The organism is Geobacter sp. AOG1 (assembly GCF_019972315.1).
Taxonomy (GTDB): Bacteria; Desulfobacterota; Desulfuromonadia; order Geobacterales; family Geobacteraceae; genus Geomobilimonas.
On the sequence record NZ_BLIZ01000001.1, the window covers coordinates 1,389,973 to 1,405,497 of the forward strand.

Consider the following 15,525-nt stretch of genomic DNA (forward strand, 5'->3'; position numbering starts at 1 on the left):
AGACGACAATGAAAGCACTACTCATCGGCGAATACCGCGAAGGGAAACTCCTGGAGAGCAGCTACGAACTGTTCGGCTTTGCACAGCAGCTCGGGGCGGAAACCGCCCTGCTGCTGGTCGGAAGCGACAGCCAGCTCCCCGCATTTGGCGGCACCCTCTACCTGGCCGACGCAAACCAGTGCGGGGAATACAACCCGGACCTGCACAAGCAGCTGGTCCTGGATGCCGTTCAGAAGGAAAACCCCGACTACGTGGTCTTTCTCCACTCCTCCTACGGGTGGGACCTGGCGCCGCGGGTGGCGGCGAAACTGAAAGTTGCCCAGGTATCGGAAGCCATCGGTCTTACAGATGGTGGCTTCGAAGTGGGGTGCTGCAACGCCAAGATGCGGCGGACCGTCAAGCCGACCACGGCGAAAGCGGTCATCACCATCCAGGCCGGGGCCTTCCCGGGACTGCAGCCGGGTGGCACCCCGCAGGTGCAGAAGATCACTGCAAGCGTAGAGAGCAACGTCAGCTTCAGCGGCTACGAGCCTGCCGAAGCAAAAGACGTGGACCTGACCCGTGCCGAGGTGATCGTCACCGCCGGGCGGGGAGTGGGGAAAAAGGAAAACGTGCCGGTCATCGCCGCCCTGGCCAAGGCGCTGGGTGGAGAACTGGGCGCGAGCCGTCCGGTGGTGGATGCGGGGTGGGTAGAGCACAGCCACCAGGTGGGGACCACCGGCCAGACGGTAAGCCCCAAGCTGTACATCGCCTGCGGGGTGAGCGGCGCCATCCAGCACCTGGCGGGGATGAAGAAGTCGGACTTCATCGTCGCCATCAACAAGGACAAGGACGCCCCCATCGGCGAGGTGGCCGACGTCCTGGTGGTGGCCGACGTCCTCCAGTTCGTCCCCGCGCTGACGGCAAAGATGTAACTGTTAAAAAGGTTGTTATCGCCGCCATGGGCGCCTTTCACTGTAATGGTGGGGAGGCTGCCGAACCTCCCCCGTTTTTTCCCACAGCCAATGGCTGGTCCAGTGGGAGAATGGGCACGCATTGAACGAATGACCGTTGTACCCTGACATCAAATCTGTTCCGCAGTCGAAAGGAGCCATCGTATGATAAAAGATGAAAGTACCCTGAATGTCATGATCGAAACCGTTCAGAAATTCGTCAAGGAGCGACTCATTCCCTTTGAGGAGCAGTGCTCGGAAAATGACGAGATCCCCCATGAGATAATCGATGAGATGCGGGAACTGGGGCTGTTCGGACTCTCGATCCCCGAAGAGTACGACGGGTTGGGACTGACCCTCGAGGAAGAGATCAGTGTCGTGCTGGAATTATGCCAGGCATCACCGATCTTCAGATCCGTCATCGGCACCAACGTGGGGATCGGGGCTCTGGGTATCGTCATCGACGGCACGGAGGAGCAGAAGAAAAAATACCTGCCGAAGCTTGCCGCCGGCGAAATTATCGGATCGTTTGCCCTGACCGAGCCGGATGCCGGTTCCGATGCCGCGTCCCTGCGGACATCGGCGGTGAAGGACGGCGACCACTACGTGCTGAACGGGACGAAACGGTTTATCACCAATGCGCCCGAAGCCAGCGTCTTTACGGTATTTGCCCGGACGAACCCGGAAATCAAGGGGGCCGGCGGCATCTCCGCCTTTCTGGTCGAAAAGGGAACTCCCGGCCTGTCCCTGGGAAAAAATGAAAAGAAGATGGGGCAGTGGGGCGGGCACGTGTGCGACGTGATCCTGGATAATTGCCGTGTGCCGGCCTCCGCCATCATCGGCGAGAAGGAAGGGGTCGGTTTCAAGACAGCCATGCGGGTACTGGATAAATCCCGTACCCACATAGCTGCAGTCTGCGTCGGCGCGGCGACCCGCATTCTCGACGAGGCCCTCAAGTATGCCGTTGAGCGGAAGCAGTTCAACAAACCGATCGCCGAATTCCAGCTGATCCAGGCGATGCTTGCCGACAGCAAGTCGGAGATTTACGCGGCACGGAGCATGGTGCTGGAGACGGCCCGCAAGTACGACCTGAAAAAGAACATTTCCACCGAATCCTCCTGCAGCAAACTGTTCGCTTCGGAAATGGTCTGCAGGGTCGCGGACCGGGCCGTGCAGATTCTCGGTGGGTCGGGCTACATCCGCGATTACGCCGTGGAGCGCTTCTATCGCGATGTGCGCCTGTTCCGGCTCTATGAAGGCACGAGCCAGATCCAGCAGCTCATCATCGCCCGCAACATGATTAAGGAAGTCAGCTGAGGTCTTAGAAAAGTATCTCCTCTTCCAAGTGGGGATACTTTTTTACCGCCATGTGTTACATGTAATATTAAATGTAATATTTCGCCCAAGCTTTTTTCGAGGTGCCCATGCTTATCGTCGTCTGCATCAAGCAGGTTCCCGATACCACCCAGGTACAGATAGACCCGGTGACAAACACTCTGGTGCGGGAGGGGATACCGTTCATCGTCAACCCCTACGACACCCATGCCCTGGAGGAAGCCCTGCGGCTCAAGGACCAGTTCGGGTACAGGGTCGCTGCCCTTTCCATGGGGCCGCCCAACGCCGAGGCCACACTGAAGAAGGCTCTGGCTCTGGGGGTCGACCGGGCCATCCTTCTGTCCGACCGGGTCTTCGGGGGTGCCGACACCCTGGCCACCAGTAATGTCCTCGCTGCGGCCATTCGCAAGCTGCACGACGAGTTCGACAGGGTTGGCCTTGTGCTCTGCGGCAAGCAGACTATCGATGGCGATACCGCCCAGGTCGGTCCGGGGATTGCCAGTCGCCTCAACTTCCGGCAATTGACACTCGTAGACCGTATCGTGAACCTGGACCCCGTCGGGAGGAAGATCCGCGTCAGCCGGAAGCTGGAAGGGCGCCACGAAATCGTGGAAACCCCCCTGCCGGCCATGCTCACCGTCGTCCGCGAACTGAACCGTCCGCGCTATCCCAAGGTCCCCATGCGACTGGCTGCGGCGGAAGCCATCGTCGAGGTCTGGAACAATCAGGTGCTCAAGCTCGATGAACAGAGCATCGGCTTGAAAGGCTCCCCCACCTGGGTCAGCAAGATATTTTCACCCGAACGGGCCAAGGGGGAAATCCTTGGAGACGGTTACGGCGACCCGGAAGGGACGGCGCAGCTTCTTGTCGGCAGGCTCCTGAGTCAGGACTTGCTGGCGTTGTGAAAGGAACCATCCATGACCGAACCTAAGAAACCGCTGAAGAAACCGCGTGGCGTGGCCCAGCTCATCGCCGGCACCTGTATCGCTTGTGGCGCCCGTTGCCAGAGCGTCTGCCCGGTTAACTGCGTCGACATGAACGACGCCGGCGAGCCGGTCGTCGACACCGCCAAATGCATCGGTTGCCAAAAATGCGTCAAGATCTGTCCGGCCTCCGCCCTGGAGATGTACTTCACCTCCGAAGAGCGGAAGATCCTCGAAGAGCTGGCCGCTTCGGCCCTTCCCGTCGAAGAGGAGATCGACCCAGAAGCCGCAGCCCTGGCTGAAAAGCTGGCAGCCTACCGCGGGGTATGGGTCTTCATCGAACAGACCGAGGGGGAACCGGCCAAGGTCTCCTGGGAGCTGCTCGGCGTCGGAAAAGAGCTGGCAGCCAAACTGGGAGTGGAACTGTGCGCCATGGTCATCGGCGAAAACGTCGACCACCTTTGTACGGAAGCCTTTGCCCACGGCGCACGGAAGGCCTACCAGGTGGACGCGCCGGTCTTCCGTAACTACCGGACCGAGGCCTACGTCGAGGCCTGTTGTCACCTTATCGACCAGTACAAACCCGAGGTCATCCTCATGGGGGCCACCGGCATGGGACGCGACCTGGCCGGTGCCGTGGCCACCCGGGTCGGCACCGGTCTCACCGCCGACTGCACCGGCCTGGACATCGACGGCAAGCGAAATCTGATGCAGACCCGCCCCGCCTTCGGCGGCAACATCATGGCCACCATCATGTGCGACAAATTCCGCCCCCAGATGGCCACCGTCCGCCCCAACGTCATGCCCATGCCCGAGCGGAGGGAAGGCGCCGATGGCGAAACCGTCCGCATCGACTTTACGGTACCCGAAGAGAACATCTTCACCAAGGTCATCGAGATCATCCGGGATGCCAAGAGCACGGGCCAGGTCGACATCACCGGCGCCGACTTCATCGTTTCCGGCGGCCGCGGCATGATGGCCCCCGAAAACTTCGCCATCCTCCAGGAACTGGCCGATGAACTGAGTGGCGTGGTGGGCGCTTCCCGTAGCGCCGTCGATGCCGGCTGGATGCCGGGCGACCGCCAGGTTGGCCAGACCGGCAAGACCGTTCGCCCCAAGATATACATCGCCTGTGGTATCTCCGGTGCCATACAGCATCTGGTGGGGATGCAGGACTCGGACATCGTCATCGCCATCAACCGCGACCGCAACGCCCCCATCTTCGAGGTTGCCACCTATGGCATCGTCGGCGACCTGTTCCAGGTTGTCCCGGCTATTACCCGTACGATCCGGGAGATGAAACAACAGAAAAGCAGGGACTAGGGACGGGGGCCAGGGACTCGTGAAACCAACCCCAGCCTCTCACTCTAGCCTGACTCCTAGCCCCAGCCCCTAGCCCCTTGGATACGAGGTTTACATGACACCCAATCCGACTATCTTCACCCCGCTCCTGATTGTTTCCCTCGGCATCTTTGCCTGGGGGTGCTGGCGCAGGCTCAACCTCGTTGCCCTTGGCGCCAGTGAAAACCGTTTCGACAGCTTCGGCCGGCGCATGGGGGAAATGCTGCTTTACGCCTTCGGCCAGAAGCGGGTTCTGGCGAGCCCTTTCGGGATCAACCACTTCGTAATTTTCTGGTCGTTCCTCATCTTGCTCATCGCCAATACAGAGTTCATGCTGCACGGCGTATTCCCGTTCATCAGCCTGGAGAACCTGCCGGCGAGTCTCTATCTCCCCCTGTTGCTGGTGCTGGATATCATTTCGCTGCTGGCCCTGGCGGCTGTCGGCATCGCCGCAGTGCGCAGGATCGCTGCTCCGCCGTATCCCGAGGCCCGCACCATGGAGGCATTCTTCATCCTCGGACTGATCGCGGTCCTCATGCTCGCCTATTTCAGCATCAATGGGTCCCGTATCGCACACGGCGAGATGACCGCCGCACTTCCCTGGCTGCCGGTGTCGGGGCGCGTGGCATCCTTCATCCCCTCTGCGTCGGCCCCCTCGTTCTACGCCATCGGCTGGTGGACCCATGCCGTCGTTCTGCTCCTGTTCATGAACTACCTCCCCTACAGCAAGCACCTCCATATCCTGACCGCCATCCCCAACTGTTTCTTCCGGAGGCTGGAACAGCCCAATACCCAGCCGCGGGAAGAATTCACATCGGGGAACGAGTTCGGTGTGGCGCGGGTCGACCGTTTCAGCTGGAAGGACCTGCTGGATTCCCTCTCCTGCACCGAATGCGGCCGCTGTCAGAATGCCTGCCCGGCCGGCATCACCGGTAAGCCCCTCAATCCGCGGGGGATTATGCACGAAATCAAGGTCAATCTGCTCGAAAACGGCCCTCTTCTCAAAAGAGGCGAGAAACCGGTTCGTCCCCTGATTGGCGAAGGGGAGGGGAGCTGCCCGGAAGGGGCGATCTGGTCCTGCACCACGTGCGGTGCGTGTATGGGGGTATGCCCGGTCTTTATCGAGCATGTGCCCAAGATCGTCCAGATGCGCCGTAACCTGGTGGAGGAGGAGGCCCGGTTCCCCGAGGAGCTGCTCAACCTGTTCGAAAACATGGAAGGTCGCAGCAACCCGTGGGGAATAGCCCCGACGGAGAGGGCCAAATGGTCGGCCACCCTGGAGGTAAAGCCCTTCGACCGGGAGACCACCGAGTACCTGTTCTACGTGGGGTGTGCCGGCTCGTTCGATTCCCGCAACAAGCACGTGACGGTGGCGTTGGCCCAGCTTATGGACCGCGCCGGTATCTCCTGGGGAATTCTGGGGAAGGATGAGAAGTGCTGCGGCGACAGTGTTCGCCGTTTGGGGAACGAATTCGTCTTTGACCGGATGGCCCGGGAGAACGTGGCGCTCTTCAGGGAGCGGGGAGTGACCAAGGTCATCACCCAGTGTCCCCACTGCTTCTCGACCCTGAAAAACGACTACCGTCAGTACGGTCTGGAACTGGAGGTGATCCACCATTCCGAGCTCCTGCGCAACCTGGTGCGGGACGGCAGATTGGCGCTCGATACATCGGCAGCGGCTTTCGGCGCCACCGTATTTCACGATTCCTGCTATCTCGGGCGTCACAACGACGTCTACGATGCGCCCCGTGAGGTTATCCAGGCCGGTACCGGCACAGCTCCCGTAGAGATGGGGAGAAACCGCGACAACGCCTTCTGCTGTGGTGCGGGAGGGGGACGGATGTGGATGGAGGAGCATGCCGGCACGCGGATAAACCTGGCAAGGGTAGAAGAGGCATTACAGCAAAAGCCGGATACGATCTGTGTCTCCTGCCCCTACTGCATGACCATGTTCGAGGATGGGTTGAAGGACGTGAAGGCCGAAAACGTCAGGGTCAGGGACGTGGCCGAGATTTTGGCGGAAGCGGCGTTACGGTGACGATGGATCATGACAATCGGATACCCTGGCTGATGTCTTAAAATAGAACGACGGAATGTATTTTAAGGGGTTTGGCTAGGTGAAGCCAGTACGATTGTGATGCTCTGCGGTTTAAATCAATGTTATTTAAGTATGTTGCGACGCTAATAGGTGTGATTATTTGTAGCTGAAATAGTTTATTTTATGCAAACATTATTTTATAAATGAATTTTTGTGCTTGAAATGCGGTGTATAAAGTTGTATAGTACAACTATATCTTGCGGAACCAATGGAACCTGGCCGATTCGGGAATCCGGCCAAGAGAAAAACCAGATCAACTTGCAGGCGGAGACCTATAATGAGCGCTACCACTCTCCAGCTGATCACAACATTTCATCACGTAATCCGGGAGCAGACCGGCAATGACGTCACCATAGCACGTGCCAAGACGATGGTTGCCCTCGCGAGTCTCACCTGGCCCACCCTCGGCATCGCGATCGCACCCCATTACATAACGGCGGTGCGCATCATGTGGAAATCGGACGATTTCGATGCGATGGACATTGGTGGTTCGTTCCGGCGGGACCCGGTGGGTGACGATGCCTCCATCATCATCGACAGTGACGAGCAGAAGGAACTGGTCATGATGGACGAGATGCGCGCATGTGCGGAGTTCATACCCCTGTTCGGCAGACAGAGTCTGGAACGCTTCAATTCAACCCTTGCGGGGCTCTATTCCCGCAGGGCAAACGGTGCTGCGCTCCCCTCGCCCGGGAGCGCGTCGAGCAGCGAATTCCCCAACGAAAAAGAATACCGGCAGCTTTACGAATGGCTTGTGGCACACGGTGCCGTCTCTCCGGACGGCGGGTGGCGGACGGTCGAACGATACATCCCCGCATAGGGGAGGAGACGCCGGAATGATACCCATCGAAGAAGCGCGACAACTTGTTTTGCGGCATACCGGACTCCTCGGGAGTGAAGACGTTCCTCTCCTGCAGGGGTTGGGGCGCGTTGTTGCCGAGGATGTGGTCGCTCCGTGGAATATCCCCCTGACCGACAGTTCCGCCATGGACGGCTATGCGTTTTCCGCTTCCGCAGGTCATGGGAAGTGCCTCCGGGTTGTCGGATTTCTCCCGGCGGGGGAGCGACGGGATATCCCCCTTGCCGCGGGAGAGGCGGTGAGGATAATGACCGGCGCTCCCCTTCCTCCCGGCTGTGACACCGTCGTACCAATCGAAGAGGTGGAAGAGACGGTCGAAGGTATCAGGCTGCGGGGAGAGGCAAAGGCCGGGACCCACGTGCGGAAGGCCGGAGATGACGTGAGGTCGGGTGACTATGTGATCGAGGCCGGGACCACCCTCAGACCCCAGGAGATCGGCCTGCTCGCCTCCCTGGGAAAGGTCTCGGTCAGCGTGTACGGGGTTCCGTCGGTTGCCATCATCGCCACGGGAGACGAACTGGTGGAGTCCGATACCCAACCGGTGCCGGGCAAGACGATCAACAGCAACAGCTTGAGCCTTGCCGCCCAGGTCCTGGCGTGTGGCGGCAGACCGCACATTCTGGGGATTGCGGCGGATGAACGGAAAACCGTGTGCGAGAAAATCGATGAAGCATTGCAGTACGATGTTATAATAACTACCGGAGGGGTGTCGGTGGGGGACCGGGATCATGTCAAGGAGGCGATTCAGTCCCTGGGAGGGAAAATCGTGTTCTGGAAGGTCCATATGAAGCCGGGGAAACCGGTTGCCTTCGCACTGCTCAAAGGTAAGCCGGTGTTCGCCCTTCCCGGCAATCCCGTATCGGCCATGGTTGCCGGCGAGCTCTTCGTCAGGCCCGCACTTCTCACGATGCGGGGGGTGCGGAATGTATCCCGTCCGGTGGTGAAGGCGACGGCAAGCGAAGGGTTTCGCAATGCCGGCGAACGTCCCCATGTCGTCTTTGTCAGCGCCGCACTGAATGAAGGGAAGTACGTGGTAGGGGCCACGGGTCGCCAGAGTTCTTCCCGCCTCTCATCGATGACGGCGGGGAATGGTTACGTGCAGTTGTCGCCCGGGGCCTGCCTGGAAGCTGGCGACGTAGTGGATGTCACCCTGATGGATATCGCGACGGATAGGAGGATGGACAATGCCGCTCCGTGATTCGTATGGAAGATCCATAAACTACCTGCGGCTCTCCATAACCGACAGCTGCAATCTCAAGTGTCTGTACTGCGTCCCTGCCACCGGCTGCCGAAAGAGCAGGAAGGACAATCTCCTCGGGTATGATGAGCTGTTGCGCCTGACCAGGGCGGCAGTCGGCATCGGGGTGGAAAAGGTCCGGGTGACCGGGGGGGAACCCCTGTGCAGGCCCGGAATCACGCCGTTCCTTGAAAAACTCGGACAGATCGAGGGGCTGAAGAAGCTCGTCCTGACGACGAACGGCATCCTCCTGGAGGAGATGGCGGAAGGACTGAAGAACGCCGGGGTGAGCAGCCTGAACATCAGTCTCGATTCGCTGCGACCGGAGCGGTTTTTCAGCATTACGCGCGGGGGTGACCTCAAGCGGGTGTTGCGGGGGATCGAGGCGGCCGAGCGGGCCGGCATCCGGAACATCAAGATCAACGTCGTAATGATGAGGGGGGTGAATGACGACGAGTTGTTCGATTTTGCCGCCCTGACACGGGACACCCCTTACAAGATCCGGTTCATCGAGTACATGCCCACCTTGAACGACGGCAGGGAGCGTTCGCTCATGGTCCCCGGCGAGGAGTTGCTGGCAAGGCTCGCCCGGGCGTTCGAGGTCGAGAAGGTGGAAAAGGATACGATGGACGGCCCGGCGGTTTACTACCGGATTGCGGGCGCCCAGGGGGAGCTCGGCCTGATAACCCCCATTTCGTGCCATTTCTGCCATGAATGCAACCGTATTCGGGTTACCTCCAGCGGCATGCTCAAGACCTGCCTGTTCGATAACGGGGTGATGAACCTGAAACCCTTCCTCGGGGAGGGGGGAGATGGTGAGTTGCAGGAGGTGCTGCGCCGGATGGTGAGTGAAAAACCCCGTCAACACTCGCTACATGATGAGTCCGTCTCCCGCCAGCCCATCGCCATGTCGTGCATAGGCGGGTAGAGTCGGCAATGCCGGAAAATTCGAACAAGGTGGTGACAGCCATGGAAGGTGAAGTCGTCGCAGTCTGTATCAGTGAGAACAAAGGGGAGAGGAAAACCGTCGTCCCCCAGGGGGGGGAACTGCGTGTCGACCACGGCATCGTCGGCGACGCCCATGCCGGCGACTGGCATCGGCAGGTAAGTCTGCTCGCCGAAGAAAGCATCGAGAAAATGCGCCGTCTGGGCCTTTCCGTTACGGCCGGCGCTTTTGCGGAAAACATCACCACGAGAGGACTCGACCTCGTTTCTCTCCCGATAGGCACCAGGCTTCATCTGGGTGAGGCTCTGGTTGAAGTGACGCAGATCGGCAAAGAGTGCCATACGCGCTGCGCCATCTATTACCAGGCTGGCGATTGCGTCATGCCGAAAGAGGGGATTTTCGTCAAGGTTATCCGCGGCGGGATGGTCAAGCCGGGCGATACCGTCAAGGTTGAACAGGCGGCATGATCTTTTCGTAAGTGTGCTGAGTTCTGTTGCTGGCGATAGTACGGCTGATTCGCACGGAATATTTCGTTGAACAAAACCTATAATAACACAGTTTAAAAACAGTTTCTTCGCTCCTCGCACAATCCTTCCAGTTAAAACTACTTATTAGTCAGCAAGTTACAAGTTAATTGCCCATCATGTGGCAATGGTTGCAGGGTTGAAATTGTCATGTCGCAGGTGAAATTGTCATGCCGCATGAAAAAAATTGCTTGCACTTTAAACAATGTTCTGTTATCTTGCATGTAACATTGCATGCAAGATAACATGTTGTTTGGGTCGGCGGGATGGAGCATGTGGTTGTGGTGTCGTTGCTAATAGCATGTGCCATCGGATGCGAATTTAACACGTAAACCATTAACGGAGAGAATGTAATGGATTCTTCGATTTTTCTGCTTCTCGCCCAGGATGCATTGACTAACGGCGCCATCTACATCCTTCTTGCCATGGCGACAATCCTGATTTTCGGGGTCACGCGCATCACCTTCCTTCCCCAGGGAGAGTTTGTCTCCTACGGCGCCCTTACCCTGGCGACCCTGCAGATGGGTAAAGTTCCGGGCACTGTCTGGCTCGTGCTGGTGCTTGGGGTGGTTGCGGCGATCATGGAGGCTTTCCGGTTGCAGCGGGCGGGGTTGAGTCGCGAGATTCCCGTTGCGGTTGTCAAAACACTTATCCCGCCGCTCGTCGTTTCCGGCATTGGCTATGTCTGTGCACCACTCAACCTTAATCTCGGCTTGCAGGTGCTCCTGACCATAATGATAGTGACCATGCTGGGACCGCTCGTCTACCGGGTCGCCTTCAGGCCCATCGCCGACGCGTCGATTCTTAACCTCCTGATCGCGGCCGTTGCGGTCCATTTTGCCCTGGTCGGGTTGGGGCTCCTCTTTTTCGGGGCGGAGGGGGTCCGCACGCCAGCATTTTCCGAAGCGCAGATCAACTTGGGTGTGTTGACCATCACCGGGCAGAGCATCTGGATCTACGTAACGAGTATCGCCTTCATAGGTCTTCTGGCATATTTCTTTGGCAGGACGATGTATGGCAAGGCGCTGCGTGCAGTTGCCTTCAATCGTAACGGCGCGCGCCTGGTCGGCATCAGCCCCAGCCTGGCCGGTACGCTGGCCTTTGCGCTGGCCGCCCTGATCGGCTGCCTGTCGGGTATTCTGATCGGACCCATTACCACAATCTATTACGATTCCGGTTTTCTCATTGGCCTCAAGGGCTTTGTCAGTGCGATCGTCGGGGGCATGGCAAGTTATCCCCTGGCAGCGGGTGGGGCGCTGCTGGTCGGTTTTTCCGAGTCATTTTCCTCATTCTGGCTGAGTGCCTACAAGGATGTTGTGGTGTTCACCATGATCATACCGGTTCTTTTGTGGCTGTCGCTGAGGAGTGTTCATTTCGAGGAAGAGGAATAAAACATGGGTGATCATACCGGTTCTTCAGTGGCTGTCGCCAGCGAATCTTCTCATCAAGCACGGGGAATGATATCTATGCGACGGGTTGGATTGATTGTTTTTCTGGCGTTGGTGGCGATGATACCTCTCTGCCCACCCTTCTATGTCACCATGGGGAGCTACATCGGTCTCTACACCATGGTGGCGCTTGGCCTGGTGCTTCTGACCGGGGTGACCGGCCTGACATCGTTTGGCCAGGCGGCCTTCATGGGGCTGGGGGCTTACACGACCGCGGTTCTGACGACCACGCTCTCCTGGTCTCCCTGGCTTGCGCTTGTCATAGCTCTGCTCTTGACCATAGGGGTTGCCCTGGTTCTCGGGGCGATCACGCTGCGCATGGGAGGACATTACCTGCCGCTTGCGACGATTGCGTGGGGAATCAGCCTTTTTTTCCTCTTCGGTTCCCTTCCGGAACTGGGGGGGCAGACCGGATTGAGCGATATCCCCGCGCTTGCGATTGCAGGGGTGGAATTCCGCGATGAACGCATCTACTACTATCTGATCTGGCTGGTCTGTCTTGTTGCCATGTGGGGGACCGTCAACCTGCTGGACTCTCGGGAAGGGCGTGCCATCCGGGCGCTCAAGGGGGGGCTTTCCATGGCCGAGGCATTCGGTGCCAGTGGCCTTCGCCTCAAAATGGTTGTCTTCGTCTACTCCGCTATCCTCGCCTGCCTCGCGGGGTGGCTCTATGCCCACATGCAGCGTTTCGTCAACCCTTCCCCTTTCGGCGTCAATACCGGCATCGAATTTCTCTTCATGATAACCATCGGTGGGGCAGGGAGCATTTGGGGGTCCGTGGTCGGCGCTACCCTGATAACCTTCCTCAAGACGGCCTTGCAGGGGATCCTCCCCAAACTCATCGGCCAGACCGGCAACTTCGAAACCATCGTGTTCGGGGTGATGATTATCCTGGTTCTCCAGTGGATGCGCGGTGGTATATGGGTGTTCTTCGAGCGGTTTCTTCCGTCAAAGCCGAACAAGGCTATCGGAGATACGTCGGATCTGCCGATGCGGACACAGCCCCAGCGGGGAGAACCGTTACTCAGGGTTGACGGGATACGCAAGGAGTTTGGCGGTCTGGTGGCGGTCAAGAACGTGAGTTTCGATGTGTGTGCTGGCGAGATAGTCGGCCTTATCGGTCCCAACGGCGCGGGAAAATCCACGACATTCAATCTCATCAGTGGGGAGTTGCCCCGTACGGACGGGAATGTCTACCTGGGCACCGAAAAAATCAGCGGGCTGCGCCCCTCCAAGATAGCGCGACGTGGCCTCAGCCGGACCTTTCAACACGTAAAGCTTATTCCCGGCATGACGGTCATCGAAAATGTCATGATCGGCGCCTATCTGCGGACCAGCGAAGGATTCTTCTCAGCCGGCTTGCGGTTGAACCGGACGATCGAGAAAAAGGTCGGTGCCGAGGCGGCGAAGCAACTCAAACGGGTTGGGCTGGAGGAGAGCATGTATGTCCCCGCCGGGAGCCTGCCACTCGGTAAGCAGCGCATCGTCGAGATCGCCCGGGCTCTCTGTTCCGATCCGATCCTGCTCCTGCTGGACGAGCCGGCTGCCGGCCTCAGATACAAGGAGAAGCAGGAACTGGCCCGCTTGCTGGAGCAGCTCCGGGGTGAAGGGATGACCGTATTGATTGTCGAGCACGATATGGAGTTCCTGATGAACCTGGTCGACCGTATCGTGGTCATGGAGTTCGGGAGAAAGCTTGCCGAAGGGCTGCCGCACGAGATCCGCTCCAACCCGGAGGTTCTCGAAGCATATCTTGGGGGTGTGTGATGTCGGAACGTTTGCTTGCGGTGCGAGACCTGAATGTCCGCTACGGGAAGGTCGAGGCGATATACCAGGCATCGATCAGTGTGGACAAGGGAACCATCGTCAGTGTCATAGGGCCCAATGGCGCCGGCAAGACGACCTTGCTGAACGCCATCATGGGGGTGCTCCCGTCAAAGGGGGGGATCGAATTCTGCGGTACTGACATCGGCAGGCTCACCACCGAGCAGCGGGTGACCAAGGGGATGTGCCTGGTTCCGGAGTCCCGGGAACTTTTCGCCCAGATGTCGGTGTCGGACAACCTGGAACTGGGGGCTTTCACCCGTTACCGCCGGAGGGACAAAGGTATAAAGCGGAGTCTCGATGAGGTGTATGAACTCTTCCCGCGGCTCCTGGAACGGCGCACCCAACTTGCCGGCAGCCTCTCCGGCGGCGAGCGGCAGATGCTCGCCCTGGGGCGGGCCCTCATGAGCAAACCGACCCTGTTGATGCTCGACGAGCCGAGCCTGGGACTGGCCCCACTCATCGTCAAGGAGATCCTCCAGAACATCAGCAATCTCCGCTCCACCGGCGTCAGCATCCTGCTCATCGAGCAGAATGCCCGCGCCGCCCTGCAGATTTCCGATTACGGTTATGTTTTGGAAAATGGCGATATTGCCATGGAGGGGGCGAGCAAGGACCTGGCCAACGACCCGAAGGTCATCGAGAGCTACCTGGGCATGGGGGGCGCAGGACAGGAGAAGGAGAGGCAGTAGCGCTTCATGCAGCATGCATCATATCAAAACCGACCGAAGGGAGTACGAAACATGAAAACAATCAGACTGCTGGTAGGGATGTTAACGATAGTTTTCTCTGCAACCATGGCGATGGCGGATATCACCATCGGCGTCAACCTGTCCACCACGGGGCCTGCCGCTTCCCTCGGCATCCCCGAGAAGAATGCCCTCAGTTTTGCTCCCAAGACCATAGCTGGCCAGAACGTCAAGTTTGTCGTCTATGATGATGCTTCTGACACCACCAATGCGGTGCAGAACGTCAAGCGTCTCGTTTCCGAAAATCAGGTGGACCTGATTCTCGGCCCGAGCACGACCCCCACGTCCCTGGCGGTCATCGACGTGGCTGCTGGTGCAAAAACCCCCATGCTTGCCGTTGCCTCGGCGAGCGCAATCGTCAAGCCGATGGATGCAAAAAGGAAATGGATTTTCAAGGTAACGGCCAATGATGACATCTATGCGACGGCCATGGTTGATCACATGGTAAAGAAGGGGGTCAAGACGGTCGCCGTGATTGCGGTGGATGACCCCTATGGTGAGGCCAATACCAAGGAGTACATGACGCTTGCACAAAAACACGGTATCAAGACGCTGATGGTTGAGAAATTCAAGAGGACCGACACCAGCGCAACGGCTCAAGTTCTCAAGATTATGGGCAAAAAACCTGACGCAGTGTTCATTGCCGCTATCGGGACACCGTCAGCCATGCCGCATCTGGCGCTCGTCGAGCGTGGTTACAAAGGAAAGATATATCAGTCCGGTGCTGCGGCAAATTCCGAGTTCCTCAAGGTCGGTGGTAAAGCGGTAGAAGGTGCGTTTATGCCTGCGTCGCCCGTGCTGGTGGCAGAACAACTCCCCAAAGGGTATCCCACAAGGGATGAAGCGCTCAAGTTTGCCAAGGCGTACGAAGGAAAGTTCGGTCCCCGTTCGACCTTTGCGTCACACATATGGGATGCCTTTAGGGTCCTGGAGGTAGCTATACCGAAGGCACTGAAGGCTGGCAAGCCGGGGACACCCCAATTCCGCGAGGCGCTGCGCACCGCAATCGAAAACACCAAAGGGATCAAGGGTGCGGGAGCCGTGTTCAACCTGTCGGCGACCGACCATTCGGGGGTGAACCAGCTCGGCATGTCCGTGATCAAGATCGAGAACGGGAAGTGGGCGCTGGAAGACCACACCAAATTTTAGCCGGTTTCATCCGGAACCTCCGGATGAGGCTCTGATTGGTTTCCGTCCGGAACTCTATTCCGGACGGAAACTGCTATTACGAAGGAACTGCAGGACTGTGATTTTTATGCGTTGAACATGTGGCGAAGAACAGGTGCAGCAAACAACGAAGAGGGGGAAA

Annotated in this window: 13 protein-coding genes; all 13 read left to right on the top strand. The window is 58.6% G+C overall.

Features of this window, described 5'->3' with window-relative positions; genetic code table 11:
* The first annotated feature begins 8 nt into the window (after window positions 1–8).
* The 13 genes from LDN04_RS06345 (at window position 9) to LDN04_RS06405 (ending at window position 15,365) form a co-directional block, all read left to right on the top strand.
* The gene (locus LDN04_RS06345; protein WP_223907859.1) at window positions 9–914 is read left to right on the top strand and encodes an electron transfer flavoprotein subunit alpha/FixB family protein; all 906 of its coding nucleotides are present in this window, start codon (window positions 9–11) and stop codon (window positions 912–914) included.
* A gap of 183 nt (window positions 915–1,097) precedes the next feature.
* Entirely contained in the window at window positions 1,098–2,249 is a 1,152-nt protein-coding gene (locus LDN04_RS06350; RefSeq protein ID WP_223907862.1) for an acyl-CoA dehydrogenase family protein, read from the top strand.
* Between the two features lie 107 nt (window positions 2,250–2,356).
* Window positions 2,357–3,172 carry an electron transfer flavoprotein subunit beta/FixA family protein gene (locus LDN04_RS06355; protein WP_223907865.1) on the top strand — a complete coding sequence of 272 codons (816 nt, stop codon included), beginning with the start codon at window positions 2,357–2,359 and terminating at the stop codon, window positions 3,170–3,172.
* A 12-nt stretch (window positions 3,173–3,184) separates the two neighbouring features.
* On the top strand, window positions 3,185–4,513 hold the full coding sequence (locus LDN04_RS06360) for an electron transfer flavoprotein subunit alpha (protein ID WP_223907868.1): 1,329 nt from the start codon (window positions 3,185–3,187) through the stop codon (window positions 4,511–4,513).
* Between the two features lie 94 nt (window positions 4,514–4,607).
* Window positions 4,608–6,569 (top strand): (Fe-S)-binding protein, encoded by a 1,962-nt coding sequence (locus tag LDN04_RS06365; protein WP_223907870.1) that lies wholly within the window; start codon window positions 4,608–4,610, stop codon window positions 6,567–6,569.
* A gap of 337 nt (window positions 6,570–6,906) precedes the next feature.
* A complete protein-coding gene (locus tag LDN04_RS06370; RefSeq protein ID WP_223907872.1) occupies window positions 6,907–7,449 on the top strand; it encodes a hypothetical protein in 543 nt (180 codons plus the stop codon).
* Window positions 7,450–7,465: 16 nt separating this feature from the next.
* Window positions 7,466–8,686 (top strand): gephyrin-like molybdotransferase Glp, encoded by a 1,221-nt coding sequence (glp, locus tag LDN04_RS06375; protein WP_223907874.1) that lies wholly within the window; start codon window positions 7,466–7,468, stop codon window positions 8,684–8,686.
* On the top strand, window positions 8,673–9,653 hold the full coding sequence (moaA, locus tag LDN04_RS06380; RefSeq protein WP_223907876.1) for a GTP 3',8-cyclase MoaA: 981 nt from the start codon (window positions 8,673–8,675) through the stop codon (window positions 9,651–9,653). Before glp ends, moaA begins: the two co-directional genes overlap by 14 nt.
* 41 nt (window positions 9,654–9,694) lie before the next feature.
* Window positions 9,695–10,138: an MOSC domain-containing protein gene (locus LDN04_RS06385; RefSeq protein WP_223907878.1), complete on the top strand. Its 444-nt coding sequence runs from the start codon at window positions 9,695–9,697 to the stop codon at window positions 10,136–10,138.
* 410 nt (window positions 10,139–10,548) lie between these two features.
* On the top strand, window positions 10,549–11,586 hold the full coding sequence (locus tag LDN04_RS06390; RefSeq protein WP_223907881.1) for a branched-chain amino acid ABC transporter permease: 1,038 nt from the start codon (window positions 10,549–10,551) through the stop codon (window positions 11,584–11,586).
* A 3-nt stretch (window positions 11,587–11,589) separates the two neighbouring features.
* On the top strand, window positions 11,590–13,410 hold the full coding sequence (locus tag LDN04_RS06395) for an ATP-binding cassette domain-containing protein (RefSeq protein ID WP_223907883.1): 1,821 nt from the start codon (window positions 11,590–11,592) through the stop codon (window positions 13,408–13,410).
* Complete coding sequence (locus LDN04_RS06400; protein ID WP_308464657.1) at window positions 13,410–14,159, top strand: ABC transporter ATP-binding protein; 750 nt, start codon at window positions 13,410–13,412, stop codon at window positions 14,157–14,159. Before LDN04_RS06395 ends, LDN04_RS06400 begins: the two co-directional genes overlap by 1 nt.
* A 51-nt stretch (window positions 14,160–14,210) precedes the next feature.
* Complete coding sequence (locus tag LDN04_RS06405) at window positions 14,211–15,365, top strand: ABC transporter substrate-binding protein (protein WP_223907885.1); 1,155 nt, start codon at window positions 14,211–14,213, stop codon at window positions 15,363–15,365.
* The last annotated feature ends 160 nt before the right edge of the window (window positions 15,366–15,525 follow it).